General features: G+C 62.8%; 1 protein-coding gene. It reads left to right on the forward strand.

The window, feature by feature from the left end; genetic code table 11:
* The first annotated feature begins 3 nt into the window (after nucleotides 1-3).
* Nucleotides 4-20,775, forward strand: coding sequence for a non-ribosomal peptide synthase/polyketide synthase (locus ACZRJ6_RS13055; RefSeq protein WP_463968843.1), 20,772 nt, complete (start codon nucleotides 4-6; stop codon nucleotides 20,773-20,775).
* Nucleotides 20,776-20,812 lie beyond the last annotated feature (37 nt).

Here is a 20,812-nt window from a genome sequence, read left to right on the forward strand (position 1 = left end):
GGCGTGCAAAAGTTAATCGAGTCGGTAGCAGCGCTTTCTGCGAAAGAAAGGAAGGCGCTGGCCATCCTGCTCAAGCAAAAGGGCATTAATTTGTTTGGTGTCGCGCCTATTTTCAAACGCGATGCCGACGAGCCTTTACTGCTGTCCTACGCCCAGCAGCGCCAATGGTTCCTCTGGCAATTGGACCCCGACAGTGCAGCCTACAACCTGTCCAAGGCTTTACGCCTGATCGGCGCACTGGATCTTGATGCCCTGCACAACAGCCTGGCGACGCTGGTGGCTTGCCATGAAAGCCTGCGCACGACCTTTATCCAGGACCGCGATCAAGTCCTGCAACACATCGGCGACCCGGTGGCCCGGCCACTGTTGGCCGAGGCCCATGAGGCCCAATGGCTTGCCAGCGGCGAGCCAGGCCTGCGGGCACTGGTTGAAGCGGAGACCGGGGCCTCCTTCGACCTCGCCAGCGGCCCCTTGATGCGCGCGCGCCTGTTGCGCCTGGCGCCGGACCAGCATGTGTTGGTGCTGACCCTGCATCACAGCATTTGTGACGGCGCTTCTCTGCAAGTCATGGCTGATGAACTGGTGCAGCTTTACGCTGATTTCAGCCAGGGCCGCCAAGGCAGCTTGCCGCCCTTGCCGGTGCAGTACGCCGATTACGCGTTGTGGCAGCGGCACTGGATGGAAGCGGGTGAGCGTGAGCGGCAACTGGGCTATTGGCAGACGCAACTCGCCGGCGAGCAGCCGGTGCTGGAGTTACCCACCGACCACGCCCGCCCGGCGGTGCAAAGCTTTGCCGGCGCCAGTGTGCGAATCGAGCTGGGTGGTCGACGGTTGGAAGCACTCAAGCGCTTGACCCAGCAAGAGAGCGTCACCGGCTTCATGGTGTTGCTGGCGTCGTTCCAGCTGTTGTTGCATCGCTACAGCGGGCAGTCCGATATTCGCGTCGGCGTGCCGATTGCCAATCGCAGTCGCAGTGAAACCGAGCGCCTGATCGGCTTTCTGGTCAATACCCAGGTGCTGCGCGCCGAAGTGGATAGCCACGCCACTGTCAGGCATTTGCTGCAACAGGTGCGCAAGAGCGCCCTGGATGCCCAGGCTCACCAGGATTTGCCCTTTGAGCAACTGGTGGACGTTCTCCAGCCGGAACGCAGCTTGAGTCGCAACCCGTTGTTCCAGGTGATGTTCAACCATAAGGCGCAGGACCCTCAGGCCGCCTCGGTGCAATTGCCAGGGTTGCGCATTGAAGGGCTGGAGTGGGAGAGCCCCACGGCGCAGTTTGACCTCTCCCTCAATACTGTCGAGCATAACGGCGCGCTGTCGGCGGCGTTTATTTATGCCACGGACTTATTTGATGCCTCCACCGTCGAGCGCATGGCCGCTCATTGGCTGGCACTACTCGACGCCATGCTGGCCGCGCCGCAGCAGCGAGTTGATGCGCTACCGATGCTGGCGGCCAGTGAGCGTCAGATTCTCGTGGAGGGCTGGAACAACACCGCCACCGAATACCCGTTGCAGCAAACGGTGCAACAGCTGATCGAAACCCAGGTCGAGAAAACCCCGGATGCCCCAGCGTTGGCCTTTGGTGAAGAACACTTGAGCTATCGCCAGCTCAACGACCGCGCCAACCAGCTCGCTCACTACCTGATCGAACAGGGCGTCGGCCCGGATGTGCTGGTGGGCGTGGCGGCCGAGCGCTCTACCGAAATGGTGCTGGCGCTGGTGGCAATCCTCAAGGCTGGCGGTGCCTATGTGCCGCTGGACCCGGATTACCCGCAGGATCGCCTGAGCTACATGTTTGAAGACAGCGGCGTGAACCTGCTGCTGACGCAAACCGCGTTGCTGCAACGCTTGCCCCTGACTGACGCGATGCACACCGTGGCCCTGGACCAATCGGGTGATTGGCTGGCGGGCTACAGCACCACCAACCCATCGGTGAGCGTGACCGGCGAAAATCTCGCCTACGTGATCTACACCTCGGGCTCCACCGGCAAACCCAAAGGCGCGGGCAACCGCCACGTCGCCCTGACCAACCGCCTGTGCTGGATGCAGCAGGCCTATGGCCTGGATGCCAGCGACACGGTGGTGCAGAAAACCCCGTTCAGCTTCGACGTGTCGGTGTGGGAATTCTTCTGGCCGCTGATGACCGGTGCTCGGCTGGTGGTTGCCGCACCGCGTGATCACCGTGACCCCGCCAAGCTGGTGGCGTTGATCAATCGCGAGCAGATCAGCACGCTGCACTTTGTGCCGTCGATGTTGCAGGCCTTCTTGCAGGACGAATCCGTCCACAGTTGCACCAGCCTCAAACGCATCGTGTGTAGCGGTGAAGCGCTGGCGGTGGATATCCAGCAACAGGTGTTCGCCAAGCTGCCGAATGCCGGCCTGTACAACCTGTACGGCCCGACCGAAGCGGCCATCGACGTGACCTACTGGACCTGCACCGACGAAGGCCGTGACAGCGTGCCCATCGGCCAACCCATTGCCAACCTGACCACCTATATTCTGGACAGCAGCCTTGAACCGCTGCCAGTCGGTGTCGTGGGTGAGCTTTACCTGGGCGGCATCGGCCTGGCACGGGGTTACCACCGCCGCCCAAGCCTGACTGCCGAACGTTTTATCGCCAGCCCATTTGTGACCGGTGAGCGCCTGTATCGCACCGGCGACTTGGCCCGTTATCGCGCCGATGGCGTGATCGAATACGTCGGGCGTATCGACCATCAAGTGAAGATCCGCGGCCTGCGTATCGAGTTGGGTGAAATCGAAGCGCGGCTGCTGGAGCACGAGGCGGTGCGCGAAGCCGTGGTGCTGGCCCGCGACGGCAAGCAACTGGTGGGTTATGTGGTGCCAACCCAGGCCGATTTTCTGCACGCCAGCGATAACGACCAGCAAGCGCTGCGCACCAGCCTGCAACTGCACCTGGGGCAGGTCATGCCCGAGTACATGGTGCCAGCGCACCTGCTGTTCCTCGAACAGATGCCCCTGAGCCCCAATGGCAAGCTCGATCGCAAGGCACTGCCTGCCCCGGACGCCAGCCTGCAACAGGCCGCCTACGTTGCGCCGGGCACCGAACTGGAGCAGCGCATCGCCACGATCTGGCAGGACGTGCTCAAGCGCGAGCAGGTGGGCATTACCGACAATTTCTTTGCCCTGGGCGGCGATTCCATCGTCTCCATCCAGGTGGTCAGCCGCGCCCGCCAGGCGGGGATTATTCTGACGCCCAAGGACCTGTTCCAGTACCAGACCGTGCAGAGCCTGGCCCGTGTCGCCCAACTGGGCAGCACCTTGCACATCGATCAGGCACCGGTCACCGGCGCCACGCCACTGTTGCCGTTCCAGCAGCAGTTCTTTGAAACCGAAATCCCTGAGCGTCAGCAGTGGAACCAGTCGCTGTTGCTCAAGTCTTCCCAGGCCATCGACCCGCTGCGACTTGAACAGGCCTTGCAGGCGCTGGTGGTCCATCATGATGCCCTGCGCTTGAACTTTACCCCGGATGGCCAGGCCAGCCATGCTCGGGTCGAACAGACCCAGCCGTTGCTATGGCAAGCCGAAGCCGCCGATGAAGGGCAATTGCACGCCCGTTGCGACGAGGCCCAGCGTTCGCTGAATCTGCAACAGGGCCCGTTGTTGCGGGCACTGCTGGTGCAGATGGCCGATGGCAGTCAGCGTTTGCTGCTGGCTATTCACCACTTGGTGGTCGATGGCGTGTCCTGGCGGATTCTGTTGGAGGACTTGCAGAGCGCCTATCAGCAGCTTGGATCGGTCCGTCGCGTCAAGCTGGCGCCCAAGAGCAGCGCCTTCAAAGCCTGGGCCGAGCGCCTGGAGCAGTACGCCGGCAGCGATGTCGTGAAAGCGCAGTTGGGCTACTGGCAGCAGACCCTGGGCAACGATCTCATCGATTTGCCTTGCGACAATCCTCAGGGCAGCCTGCAAAATCGCCATGGGGCCACGGTGCAGACGCGCCTGGACCCAATCCTGACTCGGCAGTTGCTGCAGGACGCTCCCGAGGCCTATCGCACCCAGGTCAACGACTTGTTACTGACTGCCCTGGCGCGAGTGATTTGCCGCTGGACCGGCGCCGCCTCCAGCGTTATCCAGCTGGAAGGCCATGGCCGCGAAGACCTTTTCGAGCAAATCGACCTGAGCCGTACCGTAGGCTGGTTCACCAGCCTGTTCCCGGTGCGCCTGACGCCAGCGGCCGACCTCGAACAGTCACTGAAAACCATCAAGGAACAGCTACGCGGCGTACCGGAAAAAGGCCTCGGCTATGGCTTGCTGCGTTATCTGGGCGGGCCCGATGAGCGCGCCGCCCTGGCGCAGCTGCCAACACCACGTATTACCTTCAACTACCTGGGGCAGTTCGACGGGCAGTTCGATGAAACCTCCTTGTTTGTCCCAGCCAGCGAGTCGTCGGGCGCCGAGCAAAGTATCGATGCGCCCTTGGGCAACTGGCTGACCGTTAACGGCCAGGTCTATGGTGGCGAGCTGAGCCTGGAGTGGGTCTACAGCCGCGAGATGTTCAAGGACACCACGGTGCAACAGTTGGCCGACGCTTACGCGCAGGAGCTGACGGCCCTGATCAGCCATTGCAGCGATCCGGCCCATCGCGGCGTGACCCCCTCGGACTTCCCGTTGGCCGGCCTGTCCCAGGCGCAACTGGAGGTGCTGCCCTTTGCGCTGCGAGACGTCGAGGACATCTATCCGTTGTCGCCAATGCAGCAGGGCATGTTGTTTCACAGCCTGTACGAGCAGGAAGGTGTCGACTACATCAACCAGTTGCGGGTCGATGTCGACGGGCTCGACAGCGAGCGCTTCCAGGCCGCCTGGCAGGACACGCTGGCGGCCCATGAAAGCCTGCGCAGCGCCTTTCTCTGGCAGGGGGTATTTGAACAACCGGTGCAAGTAATTGCACGACAGGTCGAGCTGCCTTTCGTCGCCTTCGACTGGCGCGGTCGCGATGACCTGGCCCTGGCCCTCGACGGCGCCGCAGAAGAGCAACACAAGCGTGCGTTTGTGCTCGATCGCGCGCCGTTGCTGCGCCTGTGCCTGATCCAGACCGGCGACGCTCGCCACCACCTGATCTTTACCAACCACCATATCTTGCTGGATGGCTGGAGCAACGCGCAGCTGTTCGGCGAAGTGCTGCAACGCTATGCCGGCCAGGAAGTGGCCCAGTCGGCAGGGCGTTACCGCGACTACATTGCCTGGCTCAAGGGGCGCGACAGCGCGGCCAGCGAAAGCTTCTGGACCGAGCAACTGGCCGCCCTAGACGCACCGACTCGCCTGGCCCAGAGCCTGGCCAGTGGAGATGCCGGGGCCAAAGGGCATGGCGAGTTGGTCCATGTGCTGGATGCAGCTGCCACCCAGCGTCTCAATACCTTTGCCCGCGAACAGAAAGTCACCCTCAACACCCTGGTGCAAAGTGCCTGGCTGCTGCTGTTGCAGCGCTACACTGGCCAGTCCACGGTGGCGTTCGGGGCGACGGTGTCCGGTCGACCTTCGGCGCTGCAAGGGATCGAGCAGCAAATCGGCCTGTTCATCAACACCCTGCCAGTGATCGCCGGCAGCGAGGCCCAGCAGACCGTGGGCCAATGGCTGCAAGCGGTGCAGGTGCTGAACCTGAGCCTGCGTGAGCAGGAACACACGCCGTTGTTCGATATCCAGCGTTGGGCCGGGCAGGGCGGTGAAGCCCTGTTCGACAGCATCCTGGTATTTGAAAACTACCCCTTGTCGGACGCGTTGCAGCAAGCGCAAACCAGTGGCCCGCGCTTCGGTGACGTGCTGACCCTGGAACAAACCAGCTACCCGCTGACCCTGGGTATCAACCTCGACGAGACCCTGACCCTGCACTACGGCTACGCCCTGCAGAGCTTTTCGGCGCCAGTGATTGCGCGGATCAACGCACAATTGCTGCACCTGCTCGAACAATTTAGCCAGTCAGCGCAACGGCCCACCGGGGCTCTGGATCTGCTGACGGCAAGCGAGTGGGACCACTTGCGGTCGAGCAACACGCCGCAGCCCTACACCCTGCAACCTTTTGTGCACCAGCGCATTGCCGCGCAGGCGCCGGACAGCGTCGCGCTGATCGTCGACGGCCAAACCCTCAGCTATGGGCAACTGGATAGCCGCGCCAATCGCCTGGCCCATGCGCTGATGGCTGAAGGTGTGGGACCGGAAGTACGGGTGGCGGTGGCCATGCCCCGCAGCGAAAACCTGATGGTGGCGTTGCTCGCCGTGCTCAAGGCCGGCGGTGCCTATGTGCCGCTGGATGCCACTTATCCTCAGGAGCGCTTGGCGTACCTGATGCAGGATTCGGGCGTGGCGCTGCTGCTGACCGACTCCAGCCTCATTGGCCAGTTGCCGAAAGTCGCCGGCCTGCAAGCCCTGGAACTGGACCTGATGGACTTCAATCACTGGCCCGCCACGGCGCCGGTGGTAGACCTGCATCCGGACAACCTGGCCTACGTGATCTACACCTCCGGCTCCACCGGTCAGCCCAAGGGCGTCAGCGTGGCCCATGGGCCTTTGTCCATGCACTGCCAGGCCATTGGTGAACGCTATGCCATGACCCCGGCGGATTGCGAACTGCACTTCATGTCCTTTGCCTTCGATGGCGCCCATGAACGCTGGCTCACCTCGTTGACCCACGGCGGCAGCCTGCTGCTGCGTGACGACAGCCTGTGGACCCCCGAGCAGACCTACGTCGCCATGCACCAATACGGTGTCACCGTGGCGGCGTTCCCGCCGGTGTACCTGCAACAACTGGCCGAACACGCCGAGCGCGACGGTAACCCGCCGCCGGTACGCATTTACTGCTTTGGCGGCGATGCGGTGCCCCAGGCCAGTTTCGAGTTGGCCAAGCGCGCGCTGCGCCCACAACACATCATCAACGGCTATGGTCCGACCGAGACGGTGGTCACCCCGCTGATCTGGAAAGCCGGCCCAGAACTGCAATGCGGCGCCGCCTATGCGCCGATTGGCAGCCGCATCGGCGATCGCAGCACCTACGTGCTGGACGATCAACTCAACCCCTTGTCCCAGGGCCTTTGCGGCGAGCTGTACCTGGGCGGCGAAGGCCTGGCACGGGGTTACCTGAACCGACCGGCGATGACCGCCGAACGCTTTGTGCCGGACCCATTTGGCGCGCCGGGCGGGCGTTTCTATCGTTCCGGCGACCTGGTGCGCCAGCGTGCAGACGGCACCACCGATTACATCGGGCGTATCGACCATCAGGTGAAGATCCGTGGTTTTCGCGTGGAGCTCGGGGAAATCGAAGCGCGCCTGCAAGACAACCCGGCCGTGCGTGAAGCGGTGGTCGTGGCCCAGCCGGGCTTGAGCGGGCAACAGCTGGTGGCCTATGTGGTGCCGAGCGATTTGGCGCTGTTGCAAGACGATCGCCAGCCGGCGGCTATCAAGGCACAGCTTAAACGGGTGTTGCCGGGCTACATGGTGCCAGCCCATCTGTTGCTGCTGAGCGCCTTGCCATTGACACCCAATGGCAAGCTCGACCGCAAGGCCTTGCCCAAGCCCGAGGCAGGTGCCTCGCAAGTCGACTATCAGGCGCCGCAAAGCGAGCTGGAGCAACGGATCGCGGTGATCTGGCAGGAAGTCCTGCGCCTGGATCAAGTGGGCCTGAACGACAACTTTTTCGAACTGGGCGGCGACTCGATCATCTCCATTCAGGTGGTTAGCCGTGCCCGCGTGGCCGGGATTCACTTCACGCCCAAGGACCTGTTCCAACACCAAACCGTACAAAGCCTGGCGCTCGTGGCCCGTACCGACAGCCAGCGGGTGCAGATTGATCAGGGGCCAGTGAGCGGTGAAACGCCGCTGTTGCCGGTGCAACAGGTGTTCTTCGAACTGGCGATCCCCGAGCGTTCCCACTGGAACCAATCGGTTCTGCTCAAGCCTGTCACGGCACTGGATGCCGGACGACTGGAGCAAGCCTTGCAGGCACTGGTGTCGCACCACGACGCCCTGCGCATGGCGTTTAGCGAAGACGCGACTGCCCGTTACCTGACGCCTGCGCAACTGCACGCCACGGCGCTGCTGTGGCAGGCCCAGGTGGCTGACGCCCAGGCCCTGGAAACCCTCGGCGAACAAGCCCAGCGCTCTCTGGACCTGGCAAGCGGCGTGGTGATCCGTGCGGTGCTGGCGACCCTGGGAGACGGCTCCCAGCGCTTGTTGGTGGCGATCCATCACCTGGTGGTGGATGGCGTGTCCTGGCGTATCCTCCTGGAAGACCTGCAAAGTGCTTATCGGCAACTGGATGCTGGCCAACCCTTGCAGTTGCCGGCCAAGACCAGTGCCTTCAAGACCTGGGCCGAGCGTTTGCATGACCACGCTCGCAGCCCGGCATTGCAGGACGAGTTGCGCTTCTGGCAGGCGCATCTGGCGGGCGCAGCCGCACACTTGCCGTGTGATCACCCCGAGGGTGGGTTGCAGAGCCGCCATGTCCTGACGGTACACACTCGACTGGACAGCAACCAAACCCGGCAATTGCTACAGGTGGCCCCGGCGGCCTATCGCACTCAGGTCAACGACCTGCTGCTGACTGCCCTGGCGCGGGTGATCTGCCGCTGGACGGGGCAGGCCTCCACGCTGATTCAGATGGAGGGCCATGGCCGCGAGGAGCTGTTCGACGAGATCGACCTGACGCGTACCGTCGGCTGGTTCACCAGCCTGTTCCCGGTCAACCTGGCGCCGGCCGCCGGCCTTGGCGACTCGGTCAAGGCGATCAAGGAACAGCTGCGCAGCATTCCACAGAAAGGTATCGGCTTCGGTGCCCTGCGTTACCTGGGCAACGAGGATGCGCAGCAGGTATTGCGCGGCTTGCCGACCCCGCGCATCACCTTCAACTACCTGGGCCAGTTCGACGGCAGCTTCGATGAAGTGGATGGCGCATTGTTTGTGCCGTCGGCGGAAAATGCCGGCGCCGAGCACAGCCTTGATGCCCCGCTGGGCAACTGGCTGACCCTCAACGGTCAGGTATATGCCGGCGAGTTGAGTCTGGATTGGCGCTTTAGCGCGCAGATGTTTGACACCGCGAGCATTCAGCGCCTGGCCGATGACTTGCAGCAGGAACTCGCTGCGTTGATCGAGCATTGTACCCAGGCCCTGGGTGTGACCCCATCGGACTTCCCGCTGGCGCGGTTGAGCCAGGCACAGCTGGATGCACTGCCGATGGCCGTGGCGAACATCGAAGACGTCTACCCGCTGTCGCCGATGCAGCAAGGCATGTTGTTCCATACGCTGTACGAACAGGACAGTGCCGACTACATCAACCAGATGCGTCTGGATGTCGGCGGCCTTGATCCCCAGCGTTTCCGCCAAGCCTGGCAAGCGGCGCTGGATGCCCATGACAGTCTGCGTTCAGGGTTTGTCTGGCAAGGCGAACTGGCGCAGCCGGTGCAAGTGGTGTTCAAACACGTCGAGTTGCCCTATGCCTTGCATGAATGGCAAGACCGTAAGGACCTGCCCGCCGCCCTCGACCAACTGGCCGACCAGCAGCGTCAGCAAGGCTTTGAACTGGCCCAGGCACCGTTGCTCAACCTGCAATTGGTACGGATCGGCGACACCCGTCATCACCTGATTTTCACCAGCCATCACCTGTTGATGGACGGCTGGAGCAGCTCGCAATTGCTGGGCGAGGTCCTGCAACGTTACAGCGGCCAAGCTCCGGCAAACCAGCCTGGGCGCTATCGTGAATACATCGGTTGGTTGCAGGCCCAAGACAGTGGTGTCAGCCAGCAGTTCTGGCGCGAGCAACTGGCACCGCTCAGTGAGCCGACCCGGCTGGCCGAAGCGCTGGCCCATGACAAATACGCCACGGTTTCGGCCAGTGGTTATGCCGATCATTTCTTGACTCTGGATCGTCAACAGACCCAGCACCTGGGCGATTTTGCCCGGGCCAATAAGGTGACCCTCAACACCTTGGTCCAGGCCGCCTGGCTGCTGCTGTTGCAGCGTCATATTGGCCAGTCGGCCGTGGCCTTCGGTGCGACAGTGTCCGGGCGCCCAGCACAGCTCAAAGGCGTGGAGCAACAGATCGGCCTGTTCATCAATACCTTGCCGGTGATCGCCATCCCGATGCCTGAACAAAGCGTCGCCCAATGGCTGCAAGTGGTGCAGGCGCAGAACCTGGCGTTGCGCGAGCATGAACACACGCCGCTGTTCGATATCCAGCGCTGGGCCGGGCAGGGTGGTGCAGCCCTGTTCGATAACATTCTGGTGTTTGAAAACTACCCGGTGTCCGAAGCGCTGCAACAAGGCGAGCCCGATGAACTGAGCTTCGGCGCCGTTCACAGCCATGAACGCACCAACTACCCGCTGACCTTGATGGTCAATGTGGGCGAGCAGTTGGCATTCCAGTTCAGCTATATCGAGGCAAAATTCAACGGTGCGGCCATCGTCGGGCTGGCGGCTTGCCTGGAAACGTTGCTGGCGCGCTTGGCCGAGTCCGCCGAGCGGGCGTTGGGCGAAATCGACCTGTTGCCGGTTGCCCAGCGTCAAGCTGTGGTTACGAGTTGGAACAACACCGCCACCGAATACCCGTTGCAGCAAACGGTGCAACAGCTGATCGAAACCCAGGTCGAGAAAACCCCGGATGCGCAGGCCTTGGCCTTTGGCGAAGAGCGCTTGAGCTATCGCCAGCTCAACGACCGCGCCAACCAGCTCGCTCACTACCTGATCGAACAGGGCGTTGGCCCGGATGTGCTGGTGGGCGTGGCAGCCGAGCGCTCTACCGAAATGGTGCTGGCGCTGGTGGCAATCCTCAAGGCTGGCGGTGCCTATGTGCCGCTGGACCCGGATTACCCGCAGGATCGCCTGAGCTACATGTTTGAAGACAGCGGCGTGAACCTGCTGCTGACGCAAACCGCGTTGCTGCAACGCTTGCCCCTGACTGACGCAATGCACACCGTGGCCCTGGATCAACCGGGCGACTGGCTGGCGGGTTACAGCACCACCAACCCATCAGTGAGCGTGACCGGCGAAAATCTCGCCTACGTGATCTACACCTCGGGCTCCACCGGCAAACCCAAAGGCGCGGGCAACCGCCACGTCGCCCTGACCAACCGCCTGTGCTGGATGCAACAGGCCTATGGCCTGGATGCCAGCGACACGGTGGTGCAGAAAACCCCGTTCAGCTTCGACGTGTCGGTGTGGGAGTTTTTCTGGCCGCTGATGACCGGTGCTCGACTGGTGGTTGCCGCACCGGGTGATCACCGCGACCCCGCCAAGCTGGTGGCGTTGATCAATCGCGAGCAGATCAGCACCTTGCACTTTGTGCCGTCGATGTTGCAGTCCTTCCTGCAGGACGAATCCGTCCACAGTTGCACCAGCCTCAAACGCATCGTGTGTAGCGGTGAAGCGCTGGCGGTGGATATCCAGCAACAGGTGTTCGCCAAGCTGCCGAATACCGGCCTGTACAACCTGTACGGCCCGACCGAAGCGGCCATCGACGTGACCTATTGGACCTGTGTCGACGAAGGCCGCGACAGCGTGCCCATCGGCCAACCCATTGCCAACCTGACCACCTACATCCTCGACAGCAGCCTTGAACCGCTGCCAGTCGGTGTCGTGGGTGAACTTTATCTGGGCGGCATCGGCCTGGCGCGGGGTTACCACCGCCGCCCAAGCCTGACCGCCGAACGTTTTATCGCCAGCCCGTTTGTGGCCGGTGAGCGCCTGTACCGCAGCGGCGACCTGGCCCGCTACCGCGCCGATGGCGTGATCGAATACGTCGGGCGTATCGACCATCAAGTGAAGATCCGCGGCTTGCGTATCGAGCTGGGTGAAATCGAAGCGCGGCTGCTGGAACACGAGGCGGTGCGCGAAGCCGTGGTGCTGGCGCAGGACGGTCCTGCCGGCAAGCGTCTGGTGGGTTACGTGGTGCCTGTCGATGCTGACTTGTGCCAGACCGATTACCTGACACTGCTCAAGACCTACCTGCTGCAAGAGTTGCCGGAGTACATGGTGCCGGCGTCGATCCTGTTGCTGGAGCAGATGCCCCTGAGCCCCAACGGCAAGCTGGCGCGCAATCTACTGCCGCTGCCGGAGGCTGTTCAGGCCCAGGCCTATGTGGCGCCGGTCAATGATGTCGAGACGACGCTGGTTGCCATCTGGCAAACGGTGCTGGGTCTTGCGCAGGTCGGTGTCACCGACAACTTCTTCGCCTTGGGCGGTGACTCCATTGTCTCCATCCAGGTGGTCAGCCGTGCCCGTCAGGCGGGTATCCGTTTCACGCCCAAGGACCTGTTCCAGCACCCGACCGTGCAGGGCCTGGCCACGGTGGCGAAAACCGGTGTCAGTGCGCTGGTTATCGATCAGTCGCCGGTCACCGGTGAAACCCTGTTGCTGGCGATGCAACAGACGTTCTTCGAGCAAGCGATTCCCGAACAGCATCACTGGAACCAGTCGGTCCTGCTCAAGCCGCGTCAGGCCCTTGATGGCTCGGCGCTGGAGCAGGCCTTGAACGCGGTTTGTGCCCACCATGACGCTTTGCGCCTGCGCTTTACCGAGCAGGCGTCGGGCTGGACGGCTCGCTTCGGCGAAGTGCAAGCGCATCCGCAACGTGTGTGGCAAGTCAGCCTTGAACATGCAGAGGACCTTGCTGTGTCTGGCCTTGAAGCCCAGCGCAGCTTGAACCTGCAAGACGGCCAGTTGCTGCGCGCACTGCTGGCGACTTTGGCCGATGGCAGCCAGCGTCTGCTGTTGATCATCCACCACCTGGTGGTGGATGGCGTTTCCTGGCGCATCCTGTTGGAAGACCTGCAAGTGGCCTATCAGCAAGCGCAAACGGGCCAGCCTGTGCGCTTGCCGGCCAAGAGCAGTGCTATCAAACACTGGGCCGAGCACTTGCAGGCGTATGCCCGTAGCGAGGTGGTGCAACAAGAGTTGCCGTTCTGGCAGGCCCAGTTGCAAGCGGGCAGCGAGTTGCCTTGTGACCATGGCGACGCGAGCCTGGAAAATCGCCACGCCGTGACGATCCAGACGCAACTGGATGCCAGCCTCACGCGCCAGCTGTTGCAACAGGCCCCTGCGGCCTACCGCACCCAGGTCAATGATCTGCTGTTGACCGCGCTGGCGCGGGTGATCAGCCGCTGGACCGGCCAGTCGGCCAGCAGCATTGCCCTGGAAGGTCATGGCCGTGAGGATCTGTTCGACGACCTCGACCTGACCCGTACCGTGGGTTGGTTCACCAGCCTGTTCCCGGTGCGCCTGCACGCTCAGGACGATCTTGGCGCAGCAATCAAGACGATCAAGGAGCAACTGCGGGCAATCCCGCACAAAGGCATTGGTTTTGGTGCGCTGCGCTACCTGGGGGATGAGGCGAGCAAGGCCGCCTTGAGTGCCCTGGAGATGCCACGTATTACCTTCAACTACCTGGGGCAGTTCGACAGCCAGTTTGATGACGCTGCCTTGTTCGTGCCTGCCAGTGAGTCGGCCGGCGCCGAGCAAAGCGCCGCCGCCAACCTGGCCAATTGGCTGACCCTCAACAGCCAGGTCTATGGCGGCGAATTGAGCCTGAGCTGGACCTTCAGCCAGAAGATGTTCGACAGCCAAACCATCCAGGCCCTGGCGGACGACTATGCCCAGGAACTGAGCGCACTGATCGCCCATTGCTGCGATGGTGTACACGGTGCGGTCACGCCGTCCGACTTCCCCCTGGCTGGCTTGAGCCAGGAACAGTTGGACAGCCTGCCGTTGCCAGCCAGCGCGGTTGCCGACATTTACCCACTGTCGCCGATGCAACACGGCATGCTGTTCCACAGCCTGTACGAGCAGGCGAGCGGCGCCTACATCAACCAGTTGCGGGTCGATGTCGACGGCTTGCAGGTCGAGACCTTCCGCGCGGCCTGGCAGGCGGCGCTGGACGAGCATGACATCCTGCGCAGCGGCTTCCTCTGGCAGGGCTCGTTCGAGCGGCCGGTGCAGGTGGTACACAAACACGTGAGCGTGCCGTTGAGCGTGCTCGACTGGCAGTCCCGTACCGATCTTGACCAGGCCCTGGATGCCCTGGCCCTGGGCGAGCGCGAACAGCCTTTCGATTTGCAGCAGCCGGGGCTGTTGCGCCTGACGTTGGTGCGCACAGGCGAAGACCGCTATCACCTGATCTACAGCAACCATCACATCCTGCTCGACGGCTGGAGCAACGCGCAGTTGTTCGGCGAGGTGTTGCAGCGCTATGCCGGTGAGGCGGTGGCGCCATTTGCCGGACGCTACCACGACTACATCGCCTGGCTGCAACGCCAGGATCGAGCGGTGAGTGAGGCGTTCTGGAAGCAGCAATTGGCGCCGCTCAATGAGCCGACGCGGCTGGCCCACAGCGTCAGTCATGGCGTCGAAAGCCTGGGCAGCGGTCATGCCGAGCAGGTCCGTGTACTGGACCGCAGCTTTACCCAACGCCTGGGCGAGTTTGCCCGCCAGCAGAAAGTCACCCTCAACACCTTGGTGCAAGGGGCCTGGCTGCTGCTGTTGCAACGCTACACCGGTCAGGACGCGGTGGCGTTCGGTGCCACGGTGTCTGGGCGTCCGGCAGAATTGCCGGGTGTCGAGCAGCAGATCGGCCTGTTTATCAACACCTTGCCTGTGGTCGCCAGCCCACGGCCCGAGCAGCGTCTGGGTGAGTGGCTGGAGCAATTGCAGGCACAGAACTTCGCCCTGCGTGAGCAGGAGCACACGCCGCTGTTCGACATTCAGCGCTGGGCCGGGCAGGGCGGTGAAGCGCTGTTCGATAACATTCTGGTGTTCGAGAACTACCCGGTGTCCGAGGCTTTGGAGCATGGCGCAACCAGTGGCCTGCGCTTTGGCACGGTGGCTAACCATGAACAGACCAACTACCCGTTGACGGTGTTGGTGAATATGGGCGAACGCTTGTCGCTGCATTTCAGTTTTGATCTGGGCAGTATCAGCGAAAGCGCTATCGAGCAGATTGCGACGGGGATGATCCACCTGCTGGGTTGTCTTGAGGCTGATACGTTGCTGGGTGATATCGACTTGTTGCCGGTGGCTGAGCGCCAACGGTTGATCGAGGGCTGGAACACCACCGCCACCGAATACCCGTTGCAGCAAACGGTGCAACAGCTGATCGAAACCCAGGTCGAGAAAACCCCGAATGCGCAGGCCTTGGCCTTTGGCGAAGAGCGCTTAAGCTATCGCCAGCTCAACGACCGCGCCAACCAACTCGCTCACTACCTGATCGAACAGGGCGTTGGCCCGGATGTGCTGGTGGGCGTGGCGGCCGAGCGCTCTACCGAAATGGTGCTGGCGCTGGTGGCGATTCTCAAGGCTGGCGGTGCCTATGTGCCGCTGGACCCGGATTACCCGCAGGATCGCCTGAGCTACATGTTTGAAGACAGCAGCGTGAACTTGCTGCTGACGCAAACCGCGTTGCTGCAACGTTTGCCCCTGACTGACGCGATGCACACCGTGGCCCTGGACCAATCGGGTGATTGGCTGGCGGGCTACAGCACCACCAATCCATCGGTGAGCGTGACCGGCGAAAATCTCGCCTACGTGATCTACACCTCGGGCTCCACCGGCAAACCCAAAGGCGCGGGCAACCGCCACGTCGCCCTGACCAACCGCCTGTGCTGGATGCAACAGGCCTATGGCCTGGATGCCAGCGACACCGTGGTGCAGAAAACCCCGTTCAGCTTCGACGTTTCGGTGTGGGAATTTTTCTGGCCGCTGATGACCGGTGCTCGACTGGTGGTTGCCGCACCGGGTGATCACCGTGACCCCACCAAGCTGGTTGAGTTGATCAAGCGCGAGCAGATCAGCACCTTGCACTTTGTGCCGTCGATGTTGCAGGCCTTCTTGCAGGACGAATCCGTCCACAGTTGCACCAGCCTCAAGCGCATCGTCTGCAGTGGTGAAGCGCTGGCGGTGGATATCCAGCAACAGGTGTTCGCCAAGCTGCCGAATGCCGGCCTGTACAACCTGTACGGCCCGACCGAAGCGGCCATCGACGTGACCTACTGGACCTGCACCGACGAAGGCCGCGACAGCGTGCCCATCGGCCAACCCATTGCCAACCTGACCACCTACATTCTGGACAGCAGCCTTGAACCGCTGCCAGTCGGTGTCGTGGGTGAACTTTATCTGGGCGGCATCGGCCTGGCGCGGGGTTACCACCGCCGCCCAAGCCTGACCGCCGAACGTTTTATCGCCAGCCCATTCGTGGCCGGTGAGCGCCTGTACCGCAGCGGCGACCTGGCCCGCTACCGCGCCGATGGCGTGATCGAATACGTCGGGCGTATCGACCATCAAGTGAAGATCCGCGGCTTGCGTATCGAACTGGGTGAAATCGAAGCGCGCCTGCTGGAACACGAGGCGGTGCGCGAAGCCGTGGTGCTGGCCCGCGACGGCAAGCAACTGGTGGGTTACGTGGTACTGGAACCATCGGTTGACGCTGATTGGCGTCAAATCCTCACCGAGCATCTGCACGCCTGCCTGCCTGACTACATGGTGCCGAGCCAATGGGTAGCGCTGGAGCATCTGCCGCTGTCGGCCAATGGCAAGCTGGATCGCAAGGCCTTGCCGGCACCGGATCAGGTCCAGGAGGCCTATGTAGCGCCGAGTACCGCTGCCGAGCAGGCGCTGGTGGCTATCTGGCAAGCCGTGCTGGGCCTGGAACAGGTGGGTGTCACCGATAACTTCTTCGCCTTGGGCGGTGATTCGATTGTGTCGATCCAGGTGGTCAGCCGTGCCCGGGAAGCGGGTCTGGGCTTGAGCCCGAAGGATTTGTTCCAGCACCCGAATATTCGGGCTTTGGCCCTGCGGGTGGTGAGTCTGGACGGCGCCGAGCCCGCGCACGTTACGAGTCAGGTACTGCACAGCCTCAGCCCCGAGCAGGTGCAGGCGTTGCCAATCCCGATGGCACAGGTGCAAAGCCTTTACCCGCTGTCGCCGATGCAGCAGGGCATGCTGTTCCTGGGCCTCAATGCCCCGGATGCCGAGCTGTACGTCAACCAACTGAGCCTGCCGGTCAAGGGCTTGCAGGTGGAGCGCTTCAAGCGGGCCTGGAAAGTGGCGTTCGCCCGCCATCCAATCCTGCGCACCGGCTTCGTCTGGCAAGACCTTGAGCAGCCGCTGCAATTTGTCATGGATCATCTGGAGGTGCCGCTGCGCGAGCTCGACTGGCGCGACGAAGTTGAGCCTGAGCGACGTGTGCAGGCATTGGCTGCGAGTGAACGAGTCCAGGGTTTTGACCTCAATCAGCCACCGCTGCAACGGATTATCCTGGTGCGCCTGGACGACCAGCGCCATCAGTTGATCTGGACCTATCATCACATCCTGATCGATGGCTGGAGCATCTCCCAGTTGATCGGTGAAGTGCTGGCCGAGTATTCCGGGCAGGCATTGGCGCCGGAATTGCCGTACGAAAACTACATCAGCTGGCTGCAACGCCAGGATGCACAGGCGGGCGAGCAGTTCTGGCGCCAACAGTTGGCGGTGCTGGATCAGCCGACCTACCTGGCCGATACGGTTGCGGCGGTTCGTCAGGGTAAGGGCCACAAGGCGCTTTACAGCCGTTTCGACAGCGCCACCACCGAAGGCTTCAAGGGCTTTGCCCAAAGCCAGCAAGTGACGTTGAACACCCTGGTGCAGGCGGCCTGGTTGCTGCTGCTGAGCCGTTACAGTGGTCAGCGCAGCGTGGCATTCGGTGCCACGGTGTCAGGGCGGGCGGCCAGCCTGCCGGGTTCCGAGCGAATTTTGGGGCTGTTCATCAATACCTTGCCCGTGATCCAGGAAATCACCCCGCACCACAGCGTCGGTGATTGGCTGCGCCAGTTGCAGGCCTACAACCTGGACATGCGCGAGCGCGAATACACCCCGCTGGCCGATATCCAGCGCTGGGCTGGCAAGGCCGGGCAGGCGTTGTTCGACAGCATTATCGTCTTCGAGAACCAGCCAATCGACCAGGCCCTGCGCCAATGGCAGGACGACAGCCTGGCGTTCGGCGACAGCGCCAGTGCCGGTTTGACGGACTTCCCGATGGACTTGATGGTCACCCTCGAAGACGGTCTGGTGATCGAATACATGTACTTGCAGGAACACTTCAGTGATGCCGTGGTGGAAGGCATTCGCGCCAATATGGAAGGGCTGATCCAGCGCCTGGCCAGCGACGCCGGGCAACGTCTGGGCGCCATCGGCCTGCCTGCCACACCGTCAGCGGTGGAGGCTGCGGCAGCGGTGCGTGAGTCGGGCTGGGTGCATGAACAGATCAGCCAGTTGGCGGCGGCCCAGGGCGATGCCCCGGCGGTGCTGTTTGCCGAGCGGCGCCTGTCATTTGCCGCGCTGGAAACCCGCGCCAACCGTTTGGCCCAGGCCCTGATCGCCGAGGGCGTGGGCCCGGATGTACGGGTCGGCGTGGCCTTGCCACGCAGCGAAACCATGATCGTCGCGCTGTTGGCGGTGCTCAAGGCCGGTGGCGCGTATGTGCCGCTGGATGCCAGTTATCCACGCGAACGCCTGGCCTACATGATGCAGGACTCGGGGATTGCGCTGCTGTTGACCGACAGCTTGTTGCGTGGGCAGTTGCCGATTCCGACCAACGTTCATGTACTGGAACTCGACCAACTGACGCTCGATGGTTTGCCGGACACTGCGCCTGCGGTGACGGTGCACGGGGAAAATCTCGCGTATGTGATCTACACCTCCGGTTCCACCGGACAGCCCAAGGGCGTGGCGGTCAGTCACGGTCCGCTGGCCATGCACTGCCAGGCCATCGGCGAGCGCTATGAGATGAGCCCGGATGACTGTGAGTTGCACTTTATGTCGTTCGCCTTCGACGGTGCTCACGAGCGCTGGCTGACCACCTTGACCCATGGTGGCCGGCTGTTGATTCGCGATGACAGCTTGTGGACCCCGGAGCAGACCTACGCGGCCATGCATGAGCATGGCGTGACGGTGGCGGCGTTCCCGCCGGTGTACCTGCAACAGCTGGCCGAACAGGCCGAGCGCGATGGCAACCCGCCGCCGGTGCGCATCTACTGCTTCGGTGGCGATGCGGTGCCCCAGGCCAGTTTCGACCTGGCCCAGCGCGCCTTGCGCCCGCAGTTCATCATCAATGGCTATGGCCCGACGGAGACGGTGGTGACGCCGTTGATCTGGAAAGCCGGGCCACAGGACGTTTGCGGCGCCGCCTATGCGCCGATTGGCAGCCGTATCGGCAATCGCAGCGCCCATGTGCTGGACATGGACCTCAACCTGTTGCCGAGCGGTCTTGCCGGTGAGTTGTATCTGGGTGGCGAGGGGCTGGCCCGAGGGTATCTGAACCGGCCGGCGATGACCGCCGAGCGCTTTGTTCCCGATCCTTACAGCCTCGACGGCGCACGCCTGTACCGTTCCGGCGACCTAGTTCGCCAGCGGGCAGACGGTACGACCGATTACCTGGGGCGTATTGACCAGCAAGTGAAGATCCGTGGCTTCCGTATCGAGCTGGGCGAAGTCGAGGCACGCCTCAAAGACAGCGCCGAGGTGCGTGAAGCAGTGGTCATTGCCCGTGACGCCGGTAGTGGCAAGCAATTGCTGGGTTATGTGATTGCCGCCGACAGCGCGGTCGATCAAGGCCTCGTCCAGCGCCTGCGGGAGCAGTTGCAGCAGACGCTTCCTGACTACATGGTGCCGACCCACTTGATCCGCCTGGAGCAGTTGCCACTGACACCGAACGGCAAGCTGGATCGCAAGGCGTTGCCGGAGCCGTCCGCCAATCTCGCCACCGGCGGCTACGTCGCGCCGGTGACCGAGGTGCAAAAGGCCCTGGCGCAACTGTGGCAGACCTTGCTCAAGGTGGAGCGTGTCGGCTTGGATGACAACTTCTTCGAACTGGGCGGCGACTCGATTCTCAGCCTGCAACTGGTGGCCCGCTCCCGTGTGCTGAAAAGCCAGGGGTTCAGCCTCAAGCTGCGGGACCTGATGCAGAAGCCGACCATTGGCGAGTTGACCGCCGATGCCTCAGCCGCTGTGCAACGTTCACCGCTGCTGGCCCTCAGCCCTGCGGTGGCCGGGCGCTCGCCGCTGTTCTGTGTACATGCGGGCTTTGGCACGGTGTTCGATTACGAGCCGCTGGCACGGGCACTGTCCGGCCAGCGACAGGTGATCGCCATTCAGTCGCGGATGCTGCTTGATCCGCTCTGGCAGGACGAGTCGCTGCACAGCATGGCCCGCGACTACGTCGGTTATCTGCGTCAGCAGCAAGCCGAGGGGCCTTACCACCTGATCGGCTGGTCCTTGGGCGGCACGCTGGCGTCGTTGATGAGCGCAGAGTTGCAACGCCAGGGCCAGACAGTGGAACTGCTGGGCTTGCTGGATGCGTATGTGCCTGGCGAGCCATCGGTGCCGGTGGATGACTGGCAGGCGGATCTGCGCGAGTTCATCGAAGTGACTCGCTTCGACCTTTCCCGACACCTGCAGCTGTCTGGCCCTGAAACTGCGCAAAACCTGCGCCAGCTGTTGGCCGACGCCCTGGCCCGGGAGGGTAGCGATGCGACCCGCCCAGGCTTCGGCGCCGACGAGTTGGCCCAGGTGTTCACCGTGGCACGACACCTCAAGCAGCGCTCGCTGCAACTGGCGGCGTGCGAGCCGCTTAAGGTTCGTCCCCAGTGTTGGTGGACGGCAGGTCGCGGTGAAGAGGCGATACGCTTGGCCGGGCAGCTTGAACAGCCCACCGCCGGTTATCTGCTCGATTGTGGTCACTTTGAAGTGCCGCGCTCCGAACAATTGTTGGCGTGGCTGGTGGACGCCCTGGCGGAACCGGTCGCGGTCCTTTGAAACCCTGAATACACACCGGGCGAGACCTCAGGTCTGC

The organism is Pseudomonas sp. C321 (assembly GCF_055407105.1).